28 protein-coding genes and 1 pseudogene are annotated in these 26,658 nt (G+C 35.4%); 14 read left to right on the top strand and 15 right to left on the bottom strand.

The features are described from left to right. The first annotated feature begins 11 nt into the window (after positions 1–11). Together ACEN2N_RS06385 and ACEN2N_RS06380 are read left to right on the top strand one after the other, a co-directional pair. Positions 12–3,203 carry a glycoside hydrolase family 2 TIM barrel-domain containing protein gene (locus tag ACEN2N_RS06385; RefSeq protein ID WP_441823538.1) on the top strand — a complete coding sequence of 1,064 codons (3,192 nt, stop codon included), beginning with the start codon at positions 12–14 and terminating at the stop codon, positions 3,201–3,203. A gap of 49 nt (positions 3,204–3,252) precedes the next feature. Next, positions 3,253–4,389 (top strand): formylglycine-generating enzyme family protein, encoded by a 1,137-nt coding sequence (locus tag ACEN2N_RS06380; RefSeq protein WP_441823537.1) that lies wholly within the window; start codon positions 3,253–3,255, stop codon positions 4,387–4,389. Positions 4,390–4,399: 10 nt separating this feature from the next. Here the strand turns inward: ACEN2N_RS06380 and ACEN2N_RS06375 are convergent, their stop codons facing one another. Continuing rightward, positions 4,400–5,095 carry a LytR/AlgR family response regulator transcription factor gene (locus ACEN2N_RS06375; protein ID WP_441823536.1) on the bottom strand — a complete coding sequence of 232 codons (696 nt, stop codon included), beginning with the start codon at positions 5,093–5,095 and terminating at the stop codon, positions 4,400–4,402. 218 nt (positions 5,096–5,313) lie between these two features. Here ACEN2N_RS06375 and trxB point away from each other — a divergent pair, with 218 nt between their 5' ends. Further along, complete coding sequence (gene trxB / locus ACEN2N_RS06370; protein WP_441823535.1) at positions 5,314–6,291, top strand: thioredoxin-disulfide reductase; 978 nt, start codon at positions 5,314–5,316, stop codon at positions 6,289–6,291. Between the two features lie 68 nt (positions 6,292–6,359). Here trxB and ACEN2N_RS06365 read toward each other — a convergent pair whose 3' ends face one another. From ACEN2N_RS06365 to ACEN2N_RS06335, 7 genes are all read right to left on the bottom strand, one after another. Next, on the bottom strand, positions 6,360–6,806 hold the full coding sequence (locus ACEN2N_RS06365; RefSeq protein WP_441823534.1) for a hypothetical protein: 447 nt from the start codon (positions 6,804–6,806) through the stop codon (positions 6,360–6,362). Between the two features lie 131 nt (positions 6,807–6,937). Next, positions 6,938–7,978, bottom strand: coding sequence for an aminotransferase class I/II-fold pyridoxal phosphate-dependent enzyme (locus tag ACEN2N_RS06360; RefSeq protein ID WP_441823533.1), 1,041 nt, complete (start codon positions 7,976–7,978; stop codon positions 6,938–6,940). After that, positions 7,978–8,991, bottom strand: coding sequence for a dipeptide epimerase (locus ACEN2N_RS06355; RefSeq protein WP_441823532.1), 1,014 nt, complete (start codon positions 8,989–8,991; stop codon positions 7,978–7,980). Before ACEN2N_RS06355 ends, ACEN2N_RS06360 begins: the two co-directional genes overlap by 1 nt. 90 nt (positions 8,992–9,081) lie before the next feature. Continuing rightward, positions 9,082–9,813 (bottom strand): head GIN domain-containing protein, encoded by a 732-nt coding sequence (locus ACEN2N_RS06350; protein WP_441823531.1) that lies wholly within the window; start codon positions 9,811–9,813, stop codon positions 9,082–9,084. 113 nt (positions 9,814–9,926) lie between these two features. After that, positions 9,927–11,720: a PspC domain-containing protein gene (locus ACEN2N_RS06345; RefSeq protein ID WP_441823530.1), complete on the bottom strand. Its 1,794-nt coding sequence runs from the start codon at positions 11,718–11,720 to the stop codon at positions 9,927–9,929. A gap of 2 nt (positions 11,721–11,722) precedes the next feature. Then, positions 11,723–12,058, bottom strand: a complete 336-nt coding sequence (locus ACEN2N_RS06340; RefSeq protein WP_424004393.1) for a PadR family transcriptional regulator — start codon at positions 12,056–12,058, stop codon at positions 11,723–11,725. A gap of 181 nt (positions 12,059–12,239) precedes the next feature. Further along, positions 12,240–12,722, bottom strand: coding sequence for a DUF4870 domain-containing protein (locus ACEN2N_RS06335; RefSeq protein ID WP_441823529.1), 483 nt, complete (start codon positions 12,720–12,722; stop codon positions 12,240–12,242). A 194-nt stretch (positions 12,723–12,916) separates the two neighbouring features. Here ACEN2N_RS06335 and ACEN2N_RS06330 point away from each other — a divergent pair, with 194 nt between their 5' ends. The 4 genes from ACEN2N_RS06330 (at position 12,917) to ACEN2N_RS06315 (ending at position 15,513) form a co-directional block, all read left to right on the top strand. Next, positions 12,917–13,372, top strand: a complete 456-nt coding sequence (locus ACEN2N_RS06330) for a DUF4442 domain-containing protein (RefSeq protein WP_441823528.1) — start codon at positions 12,917–12,919, stop codon at positions 13,370–13,372. Between the two features lie 12 nt (positions 13,373–13,384). Beyond that, positions 13,385–13,894, top strand: coding sequence for a hypothetical protein (locus ACEN2N_RS06325; RefSeq protein ID WP_441823527.1), 510 nt, complete (start codon positions 13,385–13,387; stop codon positions 13,892–13,894). A 68-nt stretch (positions 13,895–13,962) separates the two neighbouring features. After that, positions 13,963–14,760, top strand: coding sequence for a TIGR00266 family protein (locus ACEN2N_RS06320; protein WP_441823526.1), 798 nt, complete (start codon positions 13,963–13,965; stop codon positions 14,758–14,760). Positions 14,761–14,859: 99 nt separating this feature from the next. Next, positions 14,860–15,513 carry a DUF2461 domain-containing protein gene (locus ACEN2N_RS06315; RefSeq protein ID WP_441823525.1) on the top strand — a complete coding sequence of 218 codons (654 nt, stop codon included), beginning with the start codon at positions 14,860–14,862 and terminating at the stop codon, positions 15,511–15,513. Here the strand turns inward: ACEN2N_RS06315 and ACEN2N_RS06310 are convergent. Beyond that, positions 15,514–15,879 (bottom strand): annotated as a pseudogene (locus ACEN2N_RS06310) (MlrC C-terminal domain-containing protein); the annotation flags it as partial. A gap of 462 nt (positions 15,880–16,341) precedes the next feature. Here ACEN2N_RS06310 and ACEN2N_RS06305 point away from each other — a divergent pair. The 4 genes from ACEN2N_RS06305 (at position 16,342) to ACEN2N_RS06290 (ending at position 19,865) form a co-directional block, all read left to right on the top strand. Next, the gene (locus ACEN2N_RS06305) at positions 16,342–18,042 is read left to right on the top strand and encodes a GMC oxidoreductase (RefSeq protein WP_441823524.1); all 1,701 of its coding nucleotides are present in this window, start codon (positions 16,342–16,344) and stop codon (positions 18,040–18,042) included. 3 nt (positions 18,043–18,045) lie between these two features. Further along, on the top strand, positions 18,046–18,639 hold the full coding sequence (locus ACEN2N_RS06300; protein WP_441823523.1) for a gluconate 2-dehydrogenase subunit 3 family protein: 594 nt from the start codon (positions 18,046–18,048) through the stop codon (positions 18,637–18,639). Between the two features lie 119 nt (positions 18,640–18,758). Continuing rightward, positions 18,759–19,340, top strand: coding sequence for a GDP-mannose pyrophosphatase NudK (nudK, locus tag ACEN2N_RS06295; RefSeq protein ID WP_441823522.1), 582 nt, complete (start codon positions 18,759–18,761; stop codon positions 19,338–19,340). A 24-nt stretch (positions 19,341–19,364) separates the two neighbouring features. Continuing rightward, entirely contained in the window at positions 19,365–19,865 is a 501-nt protein-coding gene (locus ACEN2N_RS06290) for a peptide-methionine (S)-S-oxide reductase (protein WP_441823521.1), read from the top strand. Here ACEN2N_RS06290 and ACEN2N_RS06285 read toward each other — a convergent pair whose 3' ends face one another. Beyond that, positions 19,866–21,134 carry a D-alanyl-D-alanine carboxypeptidase/D-alanyl-D-alanine-endopeptidase gene (locus ACEN2N_RS06285; RefSeq protein WP_441823520.1) on the bottom strand — a complete coding sequence of 423 codons (1,269 nt, stop codon included), beginning with the start codon at positions 21,132–21,134 and terminating at the stop codon, positions 19,866–19,868. Between the two features lie 143 nt (positions 21,135–21,277). On the opposite strand from ACEN2N_RS06285, the gene ACEN2N_RS06280 reads away from it, so the two are divergent. Both ACEN2N_RS06280 and ACEN2N_RS06275 read left to right on the top strand, forming a co-directional pair. Beyond that, on the top strand, positions 21,278–21,475 hold the full coding sequence (locus ACEN2N_RS06280) for a hypothetical protein (RefSeq protein ID WP_441823519.1): 198 nt from the start codon (positions 21,278–21,280) through the stop codon (positions 21,473–21,475). Positions 21,476–21,550: 75 nt separating this feature from the next. Continuing rightward, complete coding sequence (locus ACEN2N_RS06275; protein WP_441823518.1) at positions 21,551–21,970, top strand: lipocalin family protein; 420 nt, start codon at positions 21,551–21,553, stop codon at positions 21,968–21,970. A gap of 3 nt (positions 21,971–21,973) precedes the next feature. Here the strand turns inward: ACEN2N_RS06275 and ACEN2N_RS06270 are convergent, their stop codons facing one another. The 3 genes from ACEN2N_RS06270 to ACEN2N_RS06260 all read right to left on the bottom strand — a co-directional run bounded on the left by ACEN2N_RS06270 (position 21,974) and on the right by ACEN2N_RS06260 (position 24,053). Continuing rightward, on the bottom strand, positions 21,974–22,909 hold the full coding sequence (locus ACEN2N_RS06270) for a LysR substrate-binding domain-containing protein (protein WP_441823517.1): 936 nt from the start codon (positions 22,907–22,909) through the stop codon (positions 21,974–21,976). 81 nt (positions 22,910–22,990) lie between these two features. Further along, a complete protein-coding gene (locus ACEN2N_RS06265; RefSeq protein ID WP_441823516.1) occupies positions 22,991–23,410 on the bottom strand; it encodes a DUF2141 domain-containing protein in 420 nt (139 codons plus the stop codon). A 136-nt stretch (positions 23,411–23,546) separates the two neighbouring features. Continuing rightward, positions 23,547–24,053 carry a DoxX family protein gene (locus ACEN2N_RS06260; protein ID WP_441823515.1) on the bottom strand — a complete coding sequence of 169 codons (507 nt, stop codon included), beginning with the start codon at positions 24,051–24,053 and terminating at the stop codon, positions 23,547–23,549. 234 nt (positions 24,054–24,287) lie between these two features. On the opposite strand from ACEN2N_RS06260, the gene ACEN2N_RS06255 reads away from it, so the two are divergent. Then, on the top strand, positions 24,288–25,340 hold the full coding sequence (locus ACEN2N_RS06255; protein ID WP_441823514.1) for an NAD(P)-dependent alcohol dehydrogenase: 1,053 nt from the start codon (positions 24,288–24,290) through the stop codon (positions 25,338–25,340). 46 nt (positions 25,341–25,386) lie between these two features. Here ACEN2N_RS06255 and ACEN2N_RS06250 read toward each other — a convergent pair whose 3' ends face one another. Together ACEN2N_RS06250 and ACEN2N_RS06245 are read right to left on the bottom strand one after the other, a co-directional pair. Next, positions 25,387–25,881, bottom strand: a complete 495-nt coding sequence (locus ACEN2N_RS06250) for a CIA30 family protein (protein WP_441823513.1) — start codon at positions 25,879–25,881, stop codon at positions 25,387–25,389. A 103-nt stretch (positions 25,882–25,984) separates the two neighbouring features. Next, positions 25,985–26,593: an FMN-binding negative transcriptional regulator gene (locus ACEN2N_RS06245; RefSeq protein WP_441823512.1), complete on the bottom strand. Its 609-nt coding sequence runs from the start codon at positions 26,591–26,593 to the stop codon at positions 25,985–25,987. Positions 26,594–26,658: the final 65 nt, after the last annotated feature.

The following is a 26,658-nucleotide window of genomic DNA, read 5'->3' as shown; positions in this document are numbered from 1 at the left end:
ACAACTAGAACATGAAAAACTGTATTAAAATTTGCGTACTCGGCATATTTTTATTCACCGCATTTGCATCTGCACAAGCACCAAAATGGAAAAATCCGGAGTGGGAGAATCCTGAAATTTTTCAAATAAATCGTGAATATCCTACGGCATCTTTATATCGTTATGAAAATGCAACGTCGGCTTTAGCGAATGAAAGTTGGGAGAATTCATCATTCTATCAGTCTTTAAATGGGGAGTGGGGTTTTAATTATGCCGCAAGCGTACCAGAACGCCCAACTACTTTTTTTAATGCAGGTTTCGATACCTCAGGTTGGGATAAAATTACGGTACCATCTAACTGGGAACTAAAAGGTCATGGCACACCAATTTATACAAACGTGGTGTATCCTTTCCCTAAGAATCCACCATTTATTCCCCACGATATCAACTCCGTAGGTAGCTATAAGCGCAGTTTTGAAACTCCTGAAAGCTGGAATGGGAAAGAAGTGTATTTGCATTTTGGCGGTGTAAGCGGTGCTATGTATGTGTATATGAACGGACAAATGGTTGGCTATAGCGAAGGCAGTAAAACACCTGCAGAATTCAATATTTCTAAATATCTAAAAGCAGGCAAAAATGATTTGTCGGTACAGGTATTACGTTGGTCAGATGCCAGCTATTTAGAAGATCAAGATTTTTGGCGTTTAAGCGGTATAGACAGAGATGTGTATTTGTATGCGACGAATAAAGCGACTATAAAAGATTACACTGTGGTGGCAGATTTAGATGACACCTATACTAACGGTAAATTCAGTTTAAATTTAAAACTGGCGAATACGGGCAAGAAACAAAAAGATGCTCAAGTAGAAGTTACTTTATTAGATGGTGCTAAGGAAATATTTAAAGTAGACCAAAAATTAGATGTAGTTGAAGGCACAACTACGGTAAAATTTGCTCAGGAGATTCCTAATGTAAAGACATGGAATGCTGAAAAGCCGAATTTATATACGCTACTTTTTACGCTCAAGGATAAAAAGGGAAATACTAACGAAGCGATCAGTTCTAAAATAGGATTCAGAAAAATCGAAATTAAGAACAATCAGTTTTTGGTAAACGGTATGTCCGTTTTAATAAAAGGCGTAAACCTGCATGATCATGACGAAGTAACCGGTCACGTTATTAGCGAAGAAATTACCTTAAAAGATATGGAGGTAATGAAGCAGAATAATATCAATTCCATTCGTTGTAGTCACTACCCTAAAAATGAGTTTTTCTATAGAATGGCAGATAAGTATGGGTTTTATGTAGTTGATGAAGCCAACATTGAAATTCATGGTATGGGAGCCACTAACCAAGGTTTAGATGGCGATGAAGAAGCAATTGCAATTCACCCAGCATATCGCCCAGAGTGGAGAGAAATGCATTTAGACAGAACGATTCGTATGTTTGAGCGCGATAAAAATTACACCTCTATTGTTACCTGGTCATTAGGAAATGAAGCCGGTAATGGTCAAAACCTATTTGATACCTATGACTGGTTGAAAGCTCATGATACTACTAGACCAGTGCAGTATGAAGGTGCAACTAACTTCTCGAATACAGATATTCAGGCGCCTATGTATGCAAGGGTTGACCAAACTATTGCCTATGCAGAGAATAATCCGAAGAGACCTTTGATTCAGTGCGAATATGCACATGCGATGGGGAATAGTGTAGGTAATTTACAAGAGTATTGGGATGCCATTGAAAAGTATGATGTATTACAAGGTGGTTTTATTTGGGATTGGGTAGATCAAGGTTTAAAAGCCACCAATGAAGAAGGTGTTGAGTTTTATGCTTTTGGTGGTGATTTAGGCGGAGCAGAATTACAGAATGATAATAACTTCTGCTTGAACGGATTAGTAGATCCCGATCGTTCTGCGCATCCGGCTTTATATGAAGTAAAGAAGGTGTATCAATATGTGAAGTTTAGGGCTGAGAATCCGAAATCTGGAAAAATCAGTTTAAAAAATATGTATGATTTCACCAACTTATCTAAATATGCTTTTTCCTGGAGATTGTTAGAAAATGGAGTAGAAGTAGGGAAAGGTAATTTGGCAGATGTCGATATTGCTCCCTATGAAACTAAAGAAGTTCAAATAGACTTGCCAGCACTGGCAAATGCAGCTTCTGAATATCATTTGAATGTATATATGACTACAAAAAATGAAAGTGCCTTAATACCAGCAAATTATTTATTGGCTTATGAGCAGTTTCAGTTAACAGAATTTAATCCATCTGTTTTTGATGAAAATATAGAAGGTTTGAAGGTGACTAAAATTGATGAAACCATTATTGTAAAAGGTAACGGATTTGAGATTGGGTTCAACAGTAAAGACGGTACCTTATCATCTATAGATTACGGACAAGGGAATCTGTTACAAAAAGGACCCAAGGTAAATTTCTGGAGAGCACCAAATGATAATGATTATGGCTACAACATGCCTAAACTTTTAAAGAAATGGAAAGAAGCTACCGACACCCAAAATATCATGAGTTTAGAAGTGAACTCAAATGAAGGGAAGAAAATTATAGATGCAGTAAAGCTAACCGCTAATCCGTTTAAAATTAGAAAAGATTTAAAGCTGAGTGCAGATTACGAATTACCTTCTGTAAATGGTCAAGTAAATGTAACCTATACTATAAATACTAAGGGCGAAATATTAGTAAGCACCGAGTTAAAAGGAATTAGCAGCGATTTGCCGATTATGCCAAGATTCGGTAATAATCTAATCATTGATAACAGCTACGATCAAGTAGAATGGTACGGTAGAGGAGAACACGAAAATTATTTAGATCGTAATACGTCTGCTTTGGTTGGTGTGTATGATGCTAATGTTTCCGATTTGTATTTCAAATATATTCGTCCGCAAGAGAATGGAAACAGAACAGATATCAGAACCTTGTCATTTGAAAATAAGGAAGGAAAAGGAATAAAAATTACAGCTCCAGAATTATTCTCTTTCAGTGCGCATCATCAGTTGAATTCAGATTTTGATGAAGGCATGCAGAAAAGACAGCAGCACACTTACGATATACCTACAAGAGATTTAATAAATATCAATATAGACCATAGTCAAATGGGTGTTGGTGGAGATAATAGCTGGGGGTTACTACCGATGGAGAAATATCAGATACAACCAAGCAATCTTTCATTTCAGTATGTAATTAGTCCTATTCGTTAAAATCGAATTATTTAGAGACGAATTAAAACGTAGAAAGTATATTTAAGCCATGAATAAAAGTGTACACGTTTTAGGGTTAGGTTTATTGTTGTTAGGAATGGTAAATTGTAAGTCAGAACCCAAAGAAAACAAAGCCCAAGAAAAAGTTGCAGCGAAGGTTGAAGAAACCGCACAGGTAGTCGAAAATACTTTACTAAGCGAAAAACCTAAAGGAGTAGCTGTGCCCGATGGTATGGTTTGGGTTTCTGGTGCAAATTTTAAACAAGGAGCCGTAAATTCTGATAAAATGGCAATGAAACATGAAAAACCAGCAATCGATGTTACTGTCGATGGTTTTTTTATGGATGCTACAGAAGTAACCAATGCCCAATTTGCAGCATTTGTAAAAGCTACAGGCTATGTAACGGTTGCCGAAAAGGGAATAGATTGGGAAGAACTGAAAAAGCAAGTGCCACCAGGTACCGAAAAACCACACGATTCTATATTACAACCAGGATCGTTGACGTTTAAAAAAGCAAAATCAACAGTCCCTAATCTATATGACTTTTCCCAGTGGTGGAACTGGACGATAGGTGCGGATTGGAAACACCCAAACGGACCAAAAAGTAATATTAGAGGCAAAGACAATTACCCGGTAGTGCAAGTATCATATGAAGATGCGTTGGCATATTGCGACTGGGCAAATAGACGTTTGCCAACAGAGGCAGAGTGGGAGCTGGCATCAAGAGCAGGTTCTTACGGTACTATTTATAATTGGGGAGATGACAAATCTATTTTAAAGGAAAAAGCAAATACCTGGGAAGGTGAATTTCCGGTAGAGAATACAATAGCTGACGGGTTCGAGTTACGTGCTCCTGTAAAATCATACCCTCCAAATGCATATGGGCTATACGATATGGCGGGCAATGTTTGGGAATGGACAAGCGATTGGTATAACACCAATTACTATAAAGAGATAAAGGATAGAAATACGGCTTTAATAAATCCTACGGGAGCAGAAGCTCCGTTTACATCAAATAATCCACTAGCAAAAGAACGTGTAATTAAAGGCGGTTCTTTTTTATGTAGTGCATCGTATTGTGCTAGTTACCGTGTGTCTGCAAGAATGGGCTCTAGTATGGATTCTTCTTTGGAACATACTGGGTTTAGAACGGTAGCAACTGTAGATATGTTAACTAAGGAATAAAGAATATCTACTATTCGATACAATTTAGAAGTCGATCCAATTCAACTATTTTAGCTCGGCTGATAGGAATTTTCTTGTTCTTTATTTCAATGAATTCATGATTGTAGCGTTCCACCATTTTTAAATTAATGATGTACGATTTATGAATTCGAATAAAATTCTCTGATCCAAGTCTTTTATTAAAAGCATTCATGGTAGAGAGAATTATATAGTTACGTTCTTCGGTCACCACTTTTACATAATCGCCCAAAGCTTCGACAAATAAAATTCCATGCACATTAAGCTCCACCTGTTTTAGGTTGTGTTTTACCACTAATTTGCTCTCCGGTTGCTTAATTTTTACAGATTTTATCTTGTCAATAGCCTTACTAATGGCAGAATCGAAACGAGCAGTGCTAAAGGGTTTTAATAGAAAATCGGTGACATTGAATTCAAAAGCCTCAAGGGCATATTTCTGCTCTTTACTAGTGATAATAACTTGCGGATGAATTGTCAGTCCGGCTAAAAATTCGAATCCGTTCATGACGGGCATTTCAATATCAAGAAATAAAAAATCTAATTTCAAAGCATTGACCTCTGACAAGCTTTCGGTACTTGCGCTTGAAGAATGCAATAGTGTTAAGTTTTTATTTTTGTCAATTATTTGCTCAAGAAGTTTTCTTTGAGTGTTAGAATCTTCTATTATAGCACATTTAAAGGTTTTCATTCAATAATGATATAAGTTCTAATATACATACGTAAAGAATGGGGGAAAGTTCATTTTTCTTCATTTAATTACAAACTAATAGTTAGAAAAACTGACGAAAATTACTAAATAGTTATCTTCATTGCTAATTATCGTATAAAAACTTTTGATAACTATATTGTAAGTTTTTAGCTCAAAAACCTACTTTTGTTGTAGAGAATTTAATAGAACCACTTGATATGTCTGATAAAATAGAACGTGTAAAAACATTGATTATAGGATCTGGTCCTGCAGGGTATACAGCGGCAATTTATGCTGCCCGTGCTGATTTAAAACCTGTGATGTATACAGGTATGGAGCCAGGGGGTCAATTGACCACCACGACTGAAGTAGATAACTTTCCAGGATACCCAGAAGGTATCGATGGCCCTACGATGATGGTACAATTACAACAACAAGCTGAACGTTTTGGTACCGAAGTTAGAATTGGTATGATTACATCGGTTGAGTTTTCAAAAGAAAAAGGAGGTATTCATAAAGTAGTTGCCGATGGTGAAAAGCAAATAGAAGCCGAAACTATTATTATTTCTACAGGTGCTACCGCTAAATATTTGAATATACCTAGTGAGCAACGTTTACGTGGCGGCGGAGTATCTGCTTGTGCGGTTTGTGATGGTTTTTTCTATAAAGGACAAGATGTAGCAATCGTTGGTGCAGGTGATACGGCAGCAGAAGAAGCATCGTATTTGGCTAATATTTGTAATAAAGTGACCATGTTGGTTCGTAAAGACGAAATGAGAGCGTCGAAAGCAATGCAACATAGAGTTCACAGCCTTAAAAATATTGAAGTACGTTACAATACCGAAGTAGATGAAGTTTTGGGTGACCAAGTTGTAGAAGGTTTACGTATGGTAAATAACCAAACAGGTGAGAAGGAAGAAATTGCTATCACCGGTATATTTATTGCGATTGGTCACAAACCAAATACCGATATATTCAAGGGTCAATTAGATATGGACAAAACGGGTTACCTAATTACAAAAGGAAAATCTACCAAAACTAATTTACCAGGTGTCTTCGCTAGTGGAGATGCTCAAGATAAAGAGTACAGACAGGCAGTTACCGCGGCGGGATCAGGTTGTATGGCTGCATTGGACGCTGAACGTTACCTGGCATCAATTGGTTCTGTTGAAGAAGCAATTGCAGATAAGTACTAATACTATAGTATAAAATACAAAAGAGCCCATTCATTAGAATGGGCTCTTTTTTTGTTGAATATGTTGGGTTAATCTATTCTAATGTAGTTTTCAGAGAAGGTTCTATTACCTTCTTCGTCTAAGCTTATCTGACTGAATTTGTCATCGCCAAGTTGCAGTTCAAAAGTAAAAATACGCATGGTATCCATAGCTTGGATCATTTCATTATCACCATATTCTAACGTTTCCATTAGCCTGTCGTCGGTAATAGAATAAGTGCCGTAACCGAATCTACCAATTTTGTCAACCGGTACATATCTGCTCCACATAATTTTACCATTGTAGTACATTTTAACCTGTCGATATCCATCGGCAGTTGGTATGGTATCAATGACTTCCTGACCGTCATAATTATAAAAGCTTTCGAGTTCCCAAGTACCTTGAATGGTATGCATGTAATTTTCGTTGATGGAATTTGTTGAGGCAGCTGATACTAATATGAGCATCAACAATACCAATCCTATAAATTTTTTCATAGTGGTAAGATGTTAGTTAATAAAAGAGTTGAATTTGTAGTAAAAAGATACGAATTAAATATTAGAATTTAACAAAAAATAAACTCTATAATTGCGAATAACATAATGAAAATTAGATATTTACAATGTGACTATGATTTTCTTGAGAAGGAGTTAAGAATATTGCAAAGCTTTAAAATGTCTTCATTAGTGTGAGAAGAGCTTAAAACTATACGACTCATAAGGGAATCATTTTCTGTAGGATATCTGAAATTGGTAACTATAATACCATTTTCTTCCAGATAAGTGGCAAGAATTTCATTTTTAAAATTAAAGGTCGGATGCCCTTCAGCAAAGACAAAAAGAGACCTATTTGATATGTTTCTCAAGAACAGATCTATATTTACTGCCAATTGCATTCTTTTATTTGCTATAAGCGAACTAGACTTTTTTAAGGTTGCTAAAGCAGCAGGTGTAGCAGGACTAGCACCGCCAAAAAACTGCGTATTTTTTAGCGTATTAATCATATTATTACTGCTGAAAATTGCTCCAGCTTGAATGCCAAACCCTTTTCCTAAAGAGCAAGAAACCAAAAGTTCTTTCGGTGATAATGATTTTAGAAATCTATAGCTGCCACCACCATTTTCTCCAGTAATTCCTATTCCGTGTGAATCATCTACAACTAGAATTATATCTTTCAATGGTAGATTTTTAAGAAAGTTATAATCAGGAAAATTTTCGCCGTGAAAATCGATACTATCTAAAAAGAGTACAGGTGTTTTGTTAGAATTCTGGCTGATAGCATTTTCAAGCTCCTTCCAGCTTAGAAATATTTCTTGTTGATCTCTAAATAAGGCAGAATGCGTATGTGGTGCATAATACAATTGATAATCGGGTCGGCTAAAATAGTTGCACACCAACTGACCAGCGAGATAACCAGAAGACATGGTCACACAAGCTTTACTACCAATCATTTCAGCTAGATGGGCGTCTACTTCATCAAAAATTGATATTCTAATATTTGATTTTCGAGAAGCGCTATACCCGGTACCGTACTTTTTAATGTTATTGATGAACAGCGACTGAAACTCGGCATCAGTTTGTAACCCTAAATATGAGGTGCCACCAAAATATAGGTATTCCTTACCGTTAATTGCAATAGTTCTATCGGGAAATTCATCAATACTAAACATCAATCTAATAGTTGAACACCGCTACCGGCTAGTTTAGGGAAGATAACCTTCCCGTCAGGTTCAATATGAACTCCCGTTGCAATATCACTTTTTAATAGCAAAGCGCCATCCATATCCACATAATCTAATTGCGGAATTAATTGCGCAATAGCAGAAATACCTACTGTAGATTCTGTCATACAACCAACCATTACACTAATACCTAATTCTTTAGCCTTTTTTATCATTCGTAGTGCAGGGGTGAGTCCGCCGCACTTGGTCAACTTGATATTTATGCCACTAAAATGAAGTGCACATTTTTCAACATCACTTTCAACAATACAACTTTCATCGGCAATTACGGGTAGCACGCTATGGTGCATGACTTCTTCCATACCAGACCAATCATCAGCTTTCAATGGTTGTTCTAAAAATTCAACTCCCAATTCTTTTAAAAGCGGTGCATTATGTATCGTTTCTGTTGCAGTCCAAGCACAATTCGCATCAATTCTAAAAATGGCATCTGTATGTTTTCTTAATTCACGAACAATAGCAACATCATCGCTAGTGCCTAATTTAATTTTATAGATAGGCCACGGCATTTCTTGCATTTTGGCTAACATAACATCTACAGATGCAATACCTATTGTATAATTGGTTGTTGGGTAATTTTCGATGCTTGTACCCCAAATTTCGTATAAAGGTTTGCCTAATAATTTTCCGTAAAGATCATGCGCAGCCAAATCTAAAGCACAAATAGCAAAATTAGATAAGCCTTTACCTACTAAAAAAGCATGGAAAATTTCAGGCGTTGTGAATTCAAAAGGTTCAATTTCAGAGGTTATGGCGTTGATTTCATCCATCATGCTCTGTGTAGTTATTTTATAATACGGATTAGAGGTAGCCTCGCCATAACCCGTTTTACCATTTAAAGTCAAAGAAGCAATCATAGTATCTTGAAAATCATGAGATTCTCTTGAGATGCTAAAGGTGTGCTTTAATGGTAATGTATATTTTTTTAAGTGTACTTGCATACCACTAATATACAGATTAGGTATAGACTAAAAAATGAAAACCCACTGATATTTCAGTGGGTTTTAAAGTTGAATTGATTGATGTGATTTTTAATATTTGTGCACGCTACCAGAAACCGATTTGTTCTTCTGTACCGATGGATCACCTTTGTAAGATATATTACCACCACTAGAAGCCTCTGCGGTTAAATCATTGGTAACATCGATACTTATATTTGCACCACTACTGGCATCTGCAGTAGCTACTAAAGTAGTTAAGTCATTCGCTTTAATATTTGCACCGCTACTGGCATCAACATAAACTTCTTTGGCAACGCCTTCTAAAGTAATGTTTGCACCGCTACTTGCATCGATATCTATATTGGTAGCGTGAACGTTAGCATTGATAATTGCACCGCTACTTGCATCTACCTCTAATTTATCTGACTGAATTTTATTTTCAGTAGTTAGATGAGAACCGCTAGAAGCATATATACCGGTAACTGTAGGCATTGTTACATATATCTTTTTAGTAGAGCGACCAATGTTTTCTATGCAGTGAATTTTTAATTTCCCGTTTTTAATATCTGTTCCAATTAGGTCAATGATATTTTCATCTGCTTCAACGGCAATATCAAAGTCTGAACCTTGTGTAACAAAAACTTCTAAACCTTCAGAAGCTGATACTTCTGTAAATTCACCGGTAATCTCTCTAGTTTCTTCAACGACTACGCCGTTACCTTTTTCGCCAGATCCAAAATCTCCGAAGTTGATATCAAAGCCACAAGATGAAAGTATTAGGGCTAAAACAAGTGCTACTGTTATTCTTACTAATGTTGTCATGATTGTTCGTTTTTTGATTGATTATTGTTTTATGATGATGTAAAAATGATTGTTTTTTAACTCCTTTTCTATTTATAAATACTGAACTGTTGTTTAAGATGTCTGAACTGTAATTAGTTGATACTATCGTTGGTATTGACTTTTACACCATTCTCATCTAACTTCATTTTAAACGATTCTCCGTTATCATTAACATCAATGTCAATTCCGTTTTCGTTGATAATGATTTTTCCTTTATCGCCATTATCATTGATATTGATATCGATGCCATTTTCGTTGATATTGATGCGATTAGAACCCGTATCATCTTCATCTTCCATTTCAATAAATTCAGGACAGTCTTGACATTCCAGCTCACCGCTTTCGGTCATCTTCCAAATGTATCCTTCTAAACCTTCAACATCTCTATCGGTATTAACAGTCGTAATCCAATCTCTAGAATTAGTCTGGTCATAAGTTAAAATGGTACCTACTGGCAAGAATATATTAACACGTACCTCTTGATCTTTAAACTTAGGTCCCTGTGTGGTCAAAAAGTCATCAAAAGAGATAGTAGTCCCATTTACCTCATATTCATAGATAATTTGGCTAGCAATATCTTTTGCCTCTTTATTCGATGGTCCGTCAGCCTCTTTTCTGATTTGAACACGAACTATAGTGTCTTGCGACTTACGAATACGGAATCTAACATCATCAGAAACTAAAACCTTATTACCGGCTTCATCATAAGAAATAAAGGTATCGCCCATGTGCATATCCTTTTCATAATCGTACTCATCTGTAGATACTAACCTAATATTTAAAGTGTCTGAAGGCATAATAGAAGTTATTTCATTTTCTACAGAAGTACTACCTGTGTATGCATGTGCTGCAGCTTCTCTAATACCAAAAACCACCAAACATATAATGGAGATCAGCCATAAACCTAATAAAGAGAATTTAGCAATGCTACCAATAGACTTCAGGTTGTTTACCAATATTTTTAATCCTAAGTACATTAAGAAGAAAAACGGAATACCGATGGCTAAAAATCCAAGTAACGATATTACCCATATTGGCAAATCTGTGGAATTTACTACACTGTAAAAATCAAACCCTGGAATCTTAATAAAGTCTAATATACCTACGGTTATCATACCTATAAAGAGACCTATCAATGTAGCGGCACCAATAATAACTAAAAGAATACCAATGAATTTACCAAAGATTTTAAAAAGGAACATTACAATATCACCAAAGGTGTCAAAAATTGTTTTGCCTCCTTTTTTGACGGTATTGCCTACTTTTTCATAGTCAACACTTTTTACACGATCCGCTACGTCATCAAAACCCTCTTTAACTTTACGCTCAATATTGCTGATGTTTACTGTCTCGCCGCTCATATCTAGTTTTTGAGCAGTAGTTTTCGCTTCAGGAATAAGGATCCAAAGTAAACCGTAGATAAAGATGAATCCGCCCCAAGTGAAAATGGTCAAGAAAATCCAGAGTAAGCGAATCCACAGCGGATCAATACCGAAGTAATGCGCTAAACCAGAAGAAACACCGGCAACATATTTCTTCTCGGTATCTCTATATAATTTTTTTACTCTTTCTTTAGTCGAAGAAGAAGTTTTGGCTCTAGGCTCATCTTCAAAGATGTCTTCATCGACCATATAATCTTCGGGTTGCCCCATAATGGCAATAACTTGATCGACCTCTTTTTGCGTAATTACCTGTCTATCATTCTCTAATTTATCATGAAAAAGTTCGGCTATACGAGCTTCTATATCGGCAATAATCTCATCGCTGCCAGGTGTATTGGCAAAAGAACGTTTTACAGATTCTAAATACCTGCGCATTATGTTGTATGCCTCTTCGTCTATATGGAAAAGCATGTTTGCTAAATTTATATTTACTGTTTTGTTCATGATTAGCTGTTTTTAGAGTTGGTTACCAGGTTGGTGGCTTTTCTTAATTCGTCCCAAGTGGTATCTAATTCTTTAAGAAAAAGTTTACCGGTCTCGGTTAGGGTATAGTATTTACGTGGCGGTCCAGAAGTAGATTCTTCCCAACGGTAGTTTAGAAGTCCTGCATTCTTTAATCTGGTCAGTAGCGGATATATAGTACCTTCCACTACAAGCATTTTAGCATCTTTAAGCGTTTCTAGGATTTCAGAAGCATATTTATCATGCCCATTTAAAATGGATAGGATGCAATACTCCAAAACCCCTTTACGCATTTGCGCTTTTGTATTTTCTACATTCATAATCTCTTTTTGCTTTTTATGCAGTCCCGCTTTCGGAGGGGATTGCTCCTTTGTTTCTGTTGTCTGCATAGATTAACTGTTCGTTTTTTGTTCGATGAATAAACATCCTGATTGATTTTTGATTGATAAATAAACTCCTACGGGTGTGATGAATACCCTGATTTAAAGTAAACTGATGATTCTATTTTATAAATTTTATAGTGAAAGGATATTCAAAAACTTCACCTTCATTTGTTTTTATGGTAGCTAAAATGGTATACACGATATTGATAATAAATAAGGCTGATTGTGCTAGACCAAGTAATGCAACGGGAATCATCCACGGACCAAAAAAGTCGTCAGAATCAAAATTAAAATTGATGTTATTGAAACTGTGAATATTTGAAAAGCTAAAATGGTCAAAGTCAAAAATATTAGGAAGAAACCCGCCTAAGAAAAAAGGAATACTAACCATACCTACAAGAATAGAGTAGAGGAGTATACTAATTTGAAAATTCAGTGCTTGTTTACCATTATGATCCACAAATTCATATTCCTTTTTATTGGCAGTCCATAATACTAGAGGAATGATGAAGTTCCCGAACGGAAAAAAGAATTTAGAGAACGTACTTGCATGTATTAATGCAGAGAGGTTTCTTTCGTGTTTTGTTACTGATTCTGTCATGATTGATTCGTTGGTGATGATGATTGAATTTAATACTATGCAAAAGCCAATTACTTTGATTACCTATTAACTTTCTATGCAAATATATGGCTAAAAAAAGGTACTATGTAACGCATAGTACTAATATTTAACAATATATTAACATTTGAGTATGCTGTTTATAATGGCTATTTTTATAAAAATTATAAGGTAATATGGCGGTAACAGCTAGTAAAATCAACATGTTCTCATTTTTCAAACTACCGTCGGCATGGTGGTGCGGGGTACGTTTAAGAGAGTTAGATAAAAACCGTTCAATAGTAACGGTAAAGCATAGATGGTTCAATCAGAATCCGTTTAATTCTATGTTTTGGGCAGTACAAGGTATGGCAGCAGAATTGACGACAGGGGCTTTAATGATAGATCAAATCGAAGCATCAGGTAAGAAAATTTCGATGTTGGTAGCGAATAACACCGCTAATTTTTCAAAGAAAGCCACAGGTAGAATTACATTTACATGTGAAGATGGACACTTAATAAAAGAAGCTTTGGATAAAACTATTGCCACTGGAGAAGGACAAACCGTTTGGATGAAATCTGTCGGAGTAAATACTGATGGAGTAGTGGTAAGTACCTTTAAGTTTGAGTGGACGTTGAGGTTGAAGAGGTAAGTTCTAAATAGTATGAAAGAAAAAATACGGTTTAAGGAAACTCAGAAATTTACCCAATGGTGGTTGTGGTTGATTATACTTGCGCCAGTAATTATAGCAGCTTTTAATATTGTAGGTAGTATTCTATATGTATTTGGCGGTTATACTCCCGATGATTCAGGTAATGCAAGCATATCATGGATATCGGGTAGAATTTCTATGGTTCAATTTATATTCGTAGTAATTTACATACTTACCATTTTATTTTTGGCATTCTCTAAACTTAAGATTGTCATATCAAACAATGAATTAAGAATTAATCATCTGTTATTTTTTAAAAAAGTGATTCGTTTGAGTGATGTTGTGGACTATCGAATTACAGATTATGATTTTGTAGGCTATGGAATCAGAAAAACTAAAAAGTATGGTACTGTTTATAATGTAAAAGGAAAAGATGGACTTGCAATTACACTCAATAATGGCAATAAATACCTTATTGGTTCACAAAAGGCCACACAGTTTTTGAAATCTCTTTCAAAATAATTAGACTTTGTTGTAACAAAAGTACTTCAGGTACCAACTAATAAGCATCAATCAAAAACAAAATACAAATGAACGCACACGAAATAGACTACGAGATTTTTGGAGAAGAAATGCAATATGTTGAAATTGAGCTAGACCCCCAAGAAGCAGTGGTAGCAGAAGCAGGTAGCTTTATGATGATGGAAACGGATATTAAAATGAACACCATTTTTGGCGATGGTAGTAATCAAGATAATAGTGTTTTAGGTAAAATTTTCTCTGCGGGGAAAAGAATGTTGACAGGCGAAAGCTTATTCATGACTGCTTTTTTAAATATTGGTCAGGGTAAAAAGAAAGTGAGTTTTGCTTCTCCATATCCTGGTAAAATTCTACCAATTGACCTTTCTGAAATGGGTGGTCGTTTTATCTGCCAGAAAGATGCCTTTTTATGTGCAGCTCAAGGGGTTTCAGTAGGTATTGAGTTTTCAAAGAAATTAGGTCGCGGACTCTTTGGTGGTGAAGGATTTATCATGCAAAAATTAGAAGGTGATGGTATGACTTTTATTCATGCCGGCGGAACGTTGGCTAAAAAAACATTAGGTCCAGGTGAAGTGCTAAAAGTAGATACTGGTTGTATCGTTGGTTTTACTAAAGATGTAGATTACGATATTGAATTCGTTGGCGGAATTAGAAATACTGTTTTCGGCGGAGAAGGATTATTTTTCGCAACCCTTCGCGGACCAGGTACTGTATACATTCAGTCTTTACCATTTAGCAGATTAGCAGGTAGAGTTCTAGCATCGATACCAAGAGGAGGAAAAGATAAAGGAGAAGGTAGTATTCTAGGTACACTTGGTGATATTGTTGGAGGAGATAATCGATTTTAAAAATAAAATATAACTCAAGTTCAAGGGGCAAGTTCAAATTCAAAAAAGCATAAAACATTTTGTATTTGAACTTGAAACTTGAGTTTGAACTTGAAAAAAATGAGTTTCAAAAACCAAATAGAATTCCTTAAAGAATTACAGAAAAACAATTCTAAAGAATGGATGGATGCCAATCGTAAATGGTACAAACAAGTACGCGACGAATATATAGATTGGTTAAATAGTATGAATAGTAGATTATCTGCTATTGATAATGAATACTATGATACTCCCGGTAAAAAGGGAATTAATCGTATTAATAATAACCTAATGTTTCACCCGAATAAACCGGTGTACAAAGACCATTTCGGAGCGGGATTTGACAAGAAGCCAAAGACTGCAGATTTCTATTTTGAGTTGGGAATTGAACGTTGCATTTTTGCTGGCGGATTATGGCGACCAGAACCAAAAGTATTACGAAGCGTTCGTGATGCTATTGATTACGACGGTGAGGACTTGGTCAAAATATTGAACAAAAAATCTTTCAAAACTCGTTTCGGTAATCTATACGAAGATGCCAAATTAACCAACGCACCTAAAGGTTTTGATAAAGATCATAAACATATAGAATTACTCAAAAATAAGACTTTTGCCGTATTCCAAGAGTTTTCCACAAAGGAAACCAACAAGGCTTCTTTTGATGATGAGTTAATTAACGCCTATAAAGAAATGCTACCCTTTAGGCGTTATTTAAATAAAGCGATTACAGTTTAATTATTCAGCGTCCGCTGCAGGAATCCACCTTGGTGTTAAATCTGGCTGTGTCATTAAACTATCCAAAGGAAACATTGGTCTTTTAATTCTTTCATACCCCAAACGATTAAGGTCTTGATCCACTCCGCCGGGAGTAAGCGCCATGGTCCAATCGCCACGCATTTCGTACAATTCGGGTACTAAGTAGCCTATTTTTACGACAACAATATCAGCGTTTTTAGGGTCTAATCCTAAGTTGGTAAAATCACTTAAATGATGGTATGGCTTCCGTTTTTTGGTGACTATAACATCAATATTTCCAACCTTAACGACTACTTCAACTTCCGCATTGGTATCACCTTTTTTTATGGAAGAAATAGTTCTGTTTAAAAATAGTGGTTCATATTAGCAAGGGAAGCTTCGAAAGTGCTATTTTCAATAGCGTTTTTGATAAAAGCCATTCGTAGTAATTTATAATTTTCTTCAGTAGTATTATAGTCTTATAGGGGTGTATAATATATTAAAAACATACTGATATTAATGTTTGCTTTCAAAAGAAAGTGGCTAATCATTTTAATTGGAAATACTTTTTTTGAATATCTATTTTGAAGCTATCAATGATTATGGAATGTGATTTACTAATTTTTAACGAAAAGGCTTTCGGCATTAAAAAAATTTGAGAGATTTTAAAAATCTACTGGCTAAAGGGCTACCATTCCAACAAAAAACAAGAGTGAATTATTTTTAGTTATTATCAAATAGATTGCTAATATCTCAATATTCATATAGTTTTATTGAATTGTTAATGTCTTTTCATACTTTAGAGTACAAACTAACGTAATATTTTTAATGGCAAATTTTAATATAGATGCTAAGAAAGAGGTCACTTACGATGCCATAGTAATTGGCTCTGGAATTAGTGGTGGATGGGCAGCAAAAGAACTTTGTGAAAAAGGCTTAAAGACTTTGGTATTGGAGCGCGGTCCAATTGTAGAACATGTAGTCGATTATCCAACCATGAATTTAGACCCTTGGGATATGGAGCTTAGGGGCGGACTCACACCTGAAGAAAAAGAGAAACATTACAAGAACATTCGCTCAGGTTGGGTTGGTAAAGATACCGAACACTTTTGGGCAGATGATAAAGCAAACCCGTATACAGAAAAGAAACCTTTCTTATGGTTACGAGGTCACCAAATGGGAGGTAAGTCCCTTTTGTGGGGAAAGCAAACCTACAGATGGAGCGATTTAGATTTTGAAGCAAATGCCAAAGATGGTTTTGGAGTAGATTGGCCCATTCGATACAAAGACATAGAGCCTTGGTATACCTATGTTGAAAAATTTGCAGGAATTAGTGGAGAAGCACTGGGTCTACCTCAATTACCAGACAGCCATTTTCTTCCTCCTATGGAATTGAATTGTGTAGAGAAACACGTTAAGAGCAGAATTGAAGAACAGTTTAAAGGCAGAAATATGACCATTGGTAGGGTCGCACATCTTACCCAACCTCATAATGGTAGGGGACAATGCCAAAATAGAAATAGATGTAGTAGAGGCTGCCCTTATGGGGCATATTTTAGTAGTAACGCTGTTACTTTACCACCAGCAAATGCAACTGGTAATTTAACAATTAGACCCTATTCTATTGTACAGTCATTAATTTATGATGATACCAAAGGAAAGGCAACCGGAGTGCGCATTATAGATGCAGAAACCAATGAGGCTATTGACTATTCAGCTAAAATTATATTTGTCAATGCATCGACATTAAGTACCACTCAAATTCTTATGAACTCTAAATCTAACCGTTTTGAAAATGGATTAGGGAATGATAGTGGTGAGTTGGGTCACAATCTTATGGACCATACCTACAGAGTAGGTGCCATAGGCAAAGTAGAAGGTTTTGATGATAAGTACTATAAAGGAAGGAGACCAAACGGAATTTACATTCCTAGATATGTGAATATAGACGAACAAAGTAAATCAGATAAATTTGTTCGCGGTTTCGGTTATCAAGGTGGCGCATATAGAGGAGGAAATGCAGCTAATATAGAAGCCTTTGGTGCAGATTATAAAGATAGTATTCTTAAACCGGGCGGTTGGGAAATGTTCATTACTGGCTTTGCAGAATGTTTGCCGTATCATGATAATCAGATTACTTTAAATACAGAGGTTTTAGATAAATGGGGGCAACCAACATTAACCATCGATGCCGAATTTAAAGAGAATGAAAAAGCTTTAAACAAACAAATTCAAGAAGATGCAATAGAAATGCTTACAAAAGCAGGCGTAAAAGATGTTTTGGGGTTTGATAATGAGCATCCACCTGGCTATGGCGTTCATGAAATGGGTACGGCCAGAATGGGACGTAATCCAAAAACATCGGTATTAAATGAATTCAATCAGGTACATGCAGCTAAAAATGTTTTTGTTACCGATGGGGCTTGTATGACGTCGTCATCTTGTGTAAACCCGTCTTTAACTTATATGGCAATTACGGCAAGAGCAGCAGATTTTGCAGTTTCTGAACTTAAAAAATTAAATATCTAAGCTATGGATAGAAGAAAAGCATTAAAGAAAACTGGGCTATTTGCCAGCGCAACCATATTGATGCCTACGATGTTATCATTGTTTGAATCATGTAAATCTGAACCTAGACTAACCTGGAAACCAAAATTTTTTTCCGAAGATGAAGCTAAAACAATATCAAGCTTGGTAGATATAATCCTGCCTAGAACTGATACCCCTGGTGCATTAGATGTCAAAGCAGATATTTTTATAGACAAGGTTATTGCCGAAGGCTATGATAAAGAAGGACAAGAATATATGAGGGCTGAAATTGTTTCATTCAATGAAAAATGTGTCACTAAATTCGGAAATGCATTCTATGGTTTAAGTGAATCAGATAAAACCGAAATCTTAAAAGAAGAAGAAAAAACCTCAGGAAAGTTCGCTTTGGGAATTTGGGGTACCGCAGTAGGACCTCAAGAAGAGATAGGTTTTTATAGATCCATGAAATCGACAGCTATTTGGGCGTATTTCACCTCTCAAGAAATGGGAGAAAATATATTGAGCTACGACCCAATACCTGGTGTATATGAACCTTGTAAGCCTTTGTCTGAGGTAGGTTATCGCTGGAGTTTATAGCTTTACTTAGTATTATATAAACGATTAATTTGTTATAAAGGAATATTCTTTACTACCGAATTTGTTTTTGTATACAATTCACTAAACTATTTATATAAGCTTATATTAAAAACAGGGCATTGAAAAACGGAAGCATAAAAGACGTAGAAAAGAAACTATTATCAGATAATTGGTATACACTCAATAAATACACCTATAAGTATCAAAAACCTGATGGCACATGGGAAACTCAAAATCGTGAAGCTTACAATAGAGGTAATGGTGGAGCTATTTTATTGTATAACTCTAAAAAGAAGACTGTAGTGCTTACCAGACAATTTCGTATGCCTACATATGTAAATGGTAATGAAGACGGAATGATGATTGAAGTTTGTGCGGGACTTTTAGATGGTGATAACCCAGCAGATTGTGTTCGTAAAGAAACCGAAGAAGAAACAGGTTATAAGATTACAAATGTACAAAAGGTATTTCAGACCTATATGTCGCCGGGTTCGGTAACCGAGATATTATATCTTTTTGTGGGCGAGTATGATGAAAGTATGAAAGTCAGTGATGGCGGTGGTGCAGATGATGAAACCGAAAATATTGAGGTTTTGGAGTTAGATTTTAATGACGCCATGAAGATGGTAACTAGCGGCGAAATCAAAGATGCCAAAACCATTATATTACTGCAACATGCAAAGTTGAATTCGTTAGTTTAAAGTTTGATAACCGACTCTTCTAATATGGATAATATTTTTAAAGTCGGATTCGGAGGTGGTTGTCATTGGTGTACAGAAGCTGTGTTTATGGCACTTAATGGTATTGAAAAGGTAGAGCAAGGCTTTATTGCCCCAAAAGAAAATAAGTCAAATTTTTCTGAGGCTGTAATTGTGCACTATAATGCTGCAGTTATAGAGTTGAGAGATTTGGTAGCTATTCATTTAGACACACATAGAAGTACCGTGAATCATTCTATGCGAAATAAGTACCGTTCAGGAATTTATTTCTTTAAACAGGATGAATTACTTGTGTTAAAAGGAATTTTGAATGATTTACAGCAAGATTTTGAGACGCCGCTAATAACAGCTATTATTCGATTTGGGGCGTTTAAATCCTCCGAAGAACGTTTTCATAATTACTATTTTAACGATACCGAGAAGCCTTTTTGTAGAACACATATTTCCCCTAAAATTAAAATGTTGAAAGAGAAATATGCTACACATGTGTCAACGAAAGTTCAATAGTTAATACGTATCTCTAACTGTTTGAAGCATTTGTTCAAGTCTATTTCGTTCTTCTGATGTAGATTGTTTAAAGTGATTATTCATGAAACTGAAAATCAATACTTTACCTGATTTTGCTACCAAATATCCGCTAAGGCAGTAGTTATTACTCAAGCTACCAGATTTTGCATAGATATAAGGATTCTCATCTCCTGCAAACCTATTTTTTAAAGTACCCGATAAACCCCCGGCAGGGAAAATAGAAAATAAACGTTCTTTAGGTACCAACGTATATAGTCGGTCTAAAACCGAGACCATGTTCTGCGGAGTAAACAAATTGTATCGCGAGAGTCCTGATCCATCGACCCATCGAGGTTCTTGTTTTAAATCTTTCAATTCGTTTTCTAAAATAAAATCTCTCGATAATTTCCCGTTCAAAGTGTCTGTTAGAACTCCCGATGCTACCAGTAAAAGCTGTTCAGCAATGAAATTATCGCTTTCGTGCATCATACGCACATAAAGCGAATCGGAAATACTACCGTATATTGTTCGTTTTTCACTCGGCGGCATAGATTTAACAGCCCCAATTTTTTTGGAAAGTAAATTTTCTAAAATAGACCTTGTAGTCTGGTCACTTGTGATAAACGGAGTTTCTAACGTATCCTTTTTTGTTGGCGGATAATAAAACCTATTCGAACTTTCATTTCTATTATTCGTATTGCTCAATTCTAAAACGCTGTCCTTGAAATAAATAGGAGATACGATTAGCTCCGGATTCTTATAAGACATTACCACATTACCATTTATGGGTAGCGCACTTTTCTCGGCAGAATAATACCATTGGTAATCGTCCCAAGCCCAACCTGGTCCGTACTTTTCATCTTGAAAGTTGTTCGATACAAAAACTAGGTTACTATGATCTTTAAGAAAAATTAAAGCCGTCGAGTCTTTTATATAAGGATGCAAAAGCGATGGGTCTGCAGTACCTTCAAAGTATAGAGTATCATTTGCTTCTACATATTTTAAGGCGGGTATCTGATCAGGCAAGATTTTAAGCGCTGCGAAAAGTGTGAAAATTTTTGTGTTACTAGCAGGTATGAAATACTTATGGCTGTTATTGGAATATACGGTGTCTTTCGTTTCGACATCGATAACCAAAACACCCGTAAACTGATTCTGATAAAACGCAGCTGACAACTGTTTGTCAAAGGTTTTTGAAATCAAAGACTTCTTTGAACTACAGGCAGATAGTAGCAAAAAGGTAACTGCTAAAAAAAGAAAATTCTTCATGAATTCGAAATTACAAAATTGCATACTTATCAATGCGATAAAAATTTAACATGTAACTAATTACTTTAACTTTTTGTATACAATATTAGACCCGCATTTCTGTTTACCTTTATACAACAACAAACCTATTAATCTAACACTAAATGTCTAAGTCAATGCTAGAGTATAGTAAAACAGTACTTAAGAAGGTTAGTTTTGATACCTTGCTATTCTGCAAAGAATTAAAGAAAGCCTTAATGACGTTACTGCCTGAAGAGGTAGAAGAATTAAAAATCTGGATAGAAAGTTTTATAACAGATAAGCCAGAATTACAACAAAGTTTAATTTATTTGAAAGCATAATAGAGAGCCACGTAAAGTGGCTCTTTTTTTTTGAAGCAACCAAAAGTTGATTTCATCATCTTTAGTAAAAAGATTATGGCTATTAGATTTTCTATTTCAATTTTGTTCATACTATTAATGCAATGTCAAAACGACGATATGCCATTTGACGACACACCTGTTGACGATACTAGCCTGGTAGGTGAGTGGTTGTTAGTAGAATCATATATTAGTCCGGGTGGTGCCACAGAGTGGAAAGACGTTGAAGAAGGCTATCGCTATTTATTCGATGAATTCGGTAGTTATGAAAGAACCAATTTCAATAGAAGTCTACTCGATACAGGATCTTATGAAATTAAAGAAAAGGAGCTATATCTATATTTTACTACCGAGGGAGAAAAAGATACTTTAGGGTATTGGGCAGATTTCAATGAAAGTAAATCAAGATTAACCTTATCACCATCGTACCCTTTTATATGTATAGAAGGGTGTTCGTACCGATTTGATAAAGAATAGCGATTATTTATTCAGCGGACTTATAATTTTTACATCTTGAAAAGTGATTGCTCCTCGAACAATACCTGTAATGACATCTCTTAAAGCCTCTGTAATCTGTACTTTTAATTCTTTTTTGTGGTAAATAAGACTTACTTCGCGTGCAGGCGAAGGTTCTTTAAAGTACTTCAAGTTTTTCTTCTTTACATCGTCAAGTTCAAGCGTATTTAAATAGGGTAGAAGCGTCATACCTAAGCCTTCGTTAGAAAGATTGATGAGTGTTTCAAAACTTCCACTTTGTAAGCTAAAATGTTCACCTCCGATTTTCGGTGTTTTACAAAGATTTAGAACACCTTCTCTAAAACAGTGTCCGTCTTGTAACAGTAAAATATCTTCAATATCTAAATCTTCGGGCGTAATCTGGGTACTATTTCCTAAACGGTGCTCTTTAGGTATGTAACCAACAAACGGTTCGTAATACAAAGGTCTTTCCGTTATAAATTCTACATCTAATGGTGTTGCGGCAATAGCGGCATCGATGTGACCATCTTCAATATTCTTGATTAAACTCTCTGTATTCTGTTCTTTAATAATCAGATTTACTTTCGGATATTTCTGAATAAAATTTTTCAAAAACATCGGTAATAAAGTGGGCATAATGGTAGGGATGATACCCAAAACATAATCCCCACCTATATATCCTTTTTCTTGCTCTACGATATCTTTAATACGTGCCGCCTCGTTTACAATATTCTTTGCTTGCGCTACAATTTTTTTACCGACTTCGGTAATGGTAATTGGTTTTTTGCTTCGATCAAAAAGAAGTATATCTAATTCATCTTCAAGCTTTTGAACTTGCATGCTCAATGTTGGTTGCGTTACAAAACTCTTCTCGGCAGCGAGTGTAAAATTTTTGTATTCAGCAACGGCAAGCACGTATTGTAATTGGGTAATGGTCATGTATATAGTATAAGGCTATAAAATTACTAAAAACCATTATTATAACCTATTGACAATGCTTGTTCAGAAGTTAATTAACCATTAAAATCTAAGGGTCAATTGCATATCTTCATTTTGGACTGTGAACTTTGCATCGCTAAATGTTGGTGGACCCATCGGTAAATAATTTCCGCTCATGGCATAATCTTCTTTTGGCATACCGTTAGGTTCAAAATCCATCGAATAATTATCATTCGCATCATGTAGAACTGAAAATGCATATTCCCCAGGTTGTACGTTTTCAAAGCTCAATATTAATTCGCCTGTCTGAGCTTTATCATGACTAGTTTCTAGTCCTTCAGCTTTCATAAATGTATCTTCATTGTGTAATGCACTTAATACGTGCCCTTCATCATTCAGTACATTTTCAATAACAACAGTCAATGTAATGCCTTCTTTCTCTTGAGCATTCATAGTAATGGTCATTGCGAATACGGTAATAGTAAATAGTAACTTTTTCATGTTATAAGGTTTTAAAGATTAATTGATACTTCAAAGATGCCTTATGAATACGCTTCTTGAAAAAGGAACTAACTCAATTGTAGAAATGCGCTACTGAATTGTATAGGTAGAATGATAACAAATGAAAGCATACTTTTTAATAGGGATAATGATACTTCCTTCTTTTGGTAATAAAATAATCTAAACCAAACTTACCTGAACCAAATCCCATAAAAAATAACCCTAGACAGAATAATGTAAATGTGGGCATAATACTCCAAGAATTATCCCAGGGTCTAAATACTATGGTAGTAAACATAGTTATGGTAACAAAGAATGCTGTTATTCTCGTATTTAATCCTAAAAGCAGTAAAATTCCGCCTAGAGCTTCTGTAAACCCTGCAGACCATGCAAAGAATTCGGGCATATACGTAAATGGTATACCAAATTGTTTGACCAATTCAACAAACCAATCAGCTACTTCTAAAAATCCTAGTCCTGAGGATGTTGGAGTCCAGGGAGTTCCGAATTTATTGATGGCAAAAACAAAAGCAAGTAAGTATCCTGTAATTACTCTAGGTATAAGAATTAAAATATTCGGCATCAAAGCATCTATCCTAAAAGGGATAATCAACTTTTTAAAATGGAGTAGTTGTTGGTCCATAATAGTGGAGGTTTATTCTTTAAACTTAAAAAAAGTAAATGAATTCGGATATGACAATTATCAGTTTTCTATCTCAAGAATATCAAAAATATCATCAATTAGGTAGTGCTTTTATATTTAATTTTGACGTATCAAACTTAACTTTTAGATGTTTTATTAAGATGGATTAATGCTCTTTTGAGTTAATAATTTAGGTAGCTTAAGTGTACCTTTGATTTCGAAAAAGATATAATTATGACTAAGATAAAAGCATACGCGGCAGATAATAAAGATGCAAATTTGAAGCCGTTTGAAATAGAGAGAAGAGAAACATTAAATGATGATGTCAAAATTGATATTATGTATTGCGGAGTGTGTCATAGCGATTTACACCAAGTACATAATGATTGGAAAAATTCGGTGTACCCAGTAGTTCCAGGTCATGAAATTATCGGTAAGGTTTTAGAGGTCGGTGCTGGTGTAACTAAGTATAAGATAGGTGATTTAGTTGGTGTTGGTTGCTTGGTAGACTCATGTAAATCATGTAGCGCATGCGAAGATAACTTAGAGCAATTTTGTGAAAACGGAGCTACGTGGACTTATAATGGTAAAGACAAACATTTAGGTGGTCATACTTTCGGTGGATATTCTGAAAGTGTTACGGTGAATGAAGAGTTTGTACTGAAGGTACCAGAAAATTTAGATCCTAAAGCGGCAGCACCACTACTTTGTGCGGGTATAACTACCTATTCGCCATTAGCACATTGGGGTGTTAAAAAAGGTGATAAAGTGGGGGTAATCGGTTTAGGTGGTCTAGGTCATATGGGTATTAAATTTGCACATGCCATGGGCGCACATACCGTAATGATTACTACCTCTCCATCTAAAAGTGAAGATGCTAAAAAGCTTGGGGCAGATGCTGTTTTAATCTCTAAAGATGATGCACAGATGAAAGAGCACGCAAATTCTTTCGATTTTTTATTGAATACCATTCCTGTTGGACATGATATGAATCCGTATGCGGCATTATTAAAAAGAGATGCAACTATGGTAATTGTAGGGGCGGTAGAGCCTTTAGACCCATTACATGGTGGTAGTTTAATTATGGGGAGAAAAAGTATTGCAGGTTCTCTTATTGGCGGATTAAAAGAGACACAAGAAATGTTAGATTTCTGTGGTGAGCACAATGTGGTTTCTGATATCGAAATGATCGATATTCAGAATATCAACGAAGCTTATGATAGATTGCAAAAATCTGATGTAAAATATAGATTTGTAATTGACATGAAGTCCTTGAAAAATAGCTAAGATGTAAACATCATTAACAAAAGAGCCATATTCGTATGGCTCTTTTTCATTTTATATGAATGCTCTCAATTTCAAGTGTAAAGTCTTCTTCAATACCGTTTTTAATGATAATGGCAATTTGTGCCAGGTAATCGCCATGATAGTTCGGTAGTTTTAATTCCTCACCTCTAAATACAGGTTCCATTTCACTGAACGGAATTTCAATATTTTGCCATTCTTTACCTGCCTTAAATTCATAGCTATAGGTATGACGTTGATGCTCGCCAGATTTACAGCGGAAAGCATATTTTTTTCCATCTCCTTTAATTCGTAATACAAAAGACGAATACTTATCTACGGGTATGCGTTCTACATCATGTCTAACAAGGCAAAATCCACCATTATTAGCTAAAGAAACATGGCCGCTGAAAACACCGTTACCTTGCATATTTATTTGCATAAGCCCCATCGACAGACCGCCCATAACATCATCGTTGATAATATGCCATTGTTTAATATTGGACTTTTTATTGAATTCAAAAATGGATTTTAATTCGCTCATAATATCAAGTGTTTATTTGGTATGCTAATTCGATTAAAATTAGGGGTAAAGAAGGTAATGCAACCACTCTAACCAAATTTATTTTAACTGATATGAGAAACAATTAAGTCATCCGTTTTTTCATCTCATCTGCAACCGCTTTTTCAGGAGCGCCTTGTTTTTCAAGTTCAGAAATTATTTTAGGGTGGTCATGACTTCTGCCTTGCGAAAGTTTGTTTACGGCTTGTATATCGTCAACTAAAATTTCAAACCCTATAATACCATTAACTTGACTCATGGTTTTTTTAGACATATTATCTAATGAGATAGGCTGTTCAGATTTTTGCTCGTATTTATTTACAAGTGCATGTAAAGAGGTAAGCAACTCTTCTGAAGTTTGAATTTTTACAGTACCATATACATGAACAGCAATGTAGTTCCACGTAGGCACCTCTTCTTGCTGATACCATGATGATGAAATATAGCTATGCGGACCGTTAAAAATACAGAGTACTTCATCACCATCAACCAGATTTTTACTTTGCAAGTTCGCTTTGGCAATATGACCGACCAAGATATCTTTATCGTCTGAATTTTTTGATAGTTCTAAAGGAATGTGGGTACCCCAAGGTTTCCCTTCAATAGTATTGATCAGTATACCGAAACTATTGTTCTTCAAAAAGTCGTGAATCTCTTCAATGTCATTATTTTTATAGTGCTCAGGAATAAACATGTAGATAGATTTTAATTGTAAATATACTGGTTTTGCGTAATTGCTTTTAGAAACAATTATTTAAT

This window comes from Maribacter spongiicola, from assembly GCF_052119685.1.
Taxonomy (GTDB): domain Bacteria; phylum Bacteroidota; class Bacteroidia; order Flavobacteriales; family Flavobacteriaceae; genus Maribacter; species Maribacter spongiicola_A.
Note: the sequence above shows the minus strand (reverse complement) of the source record. Positions and strands in the feature narration are given on the sequence as shown.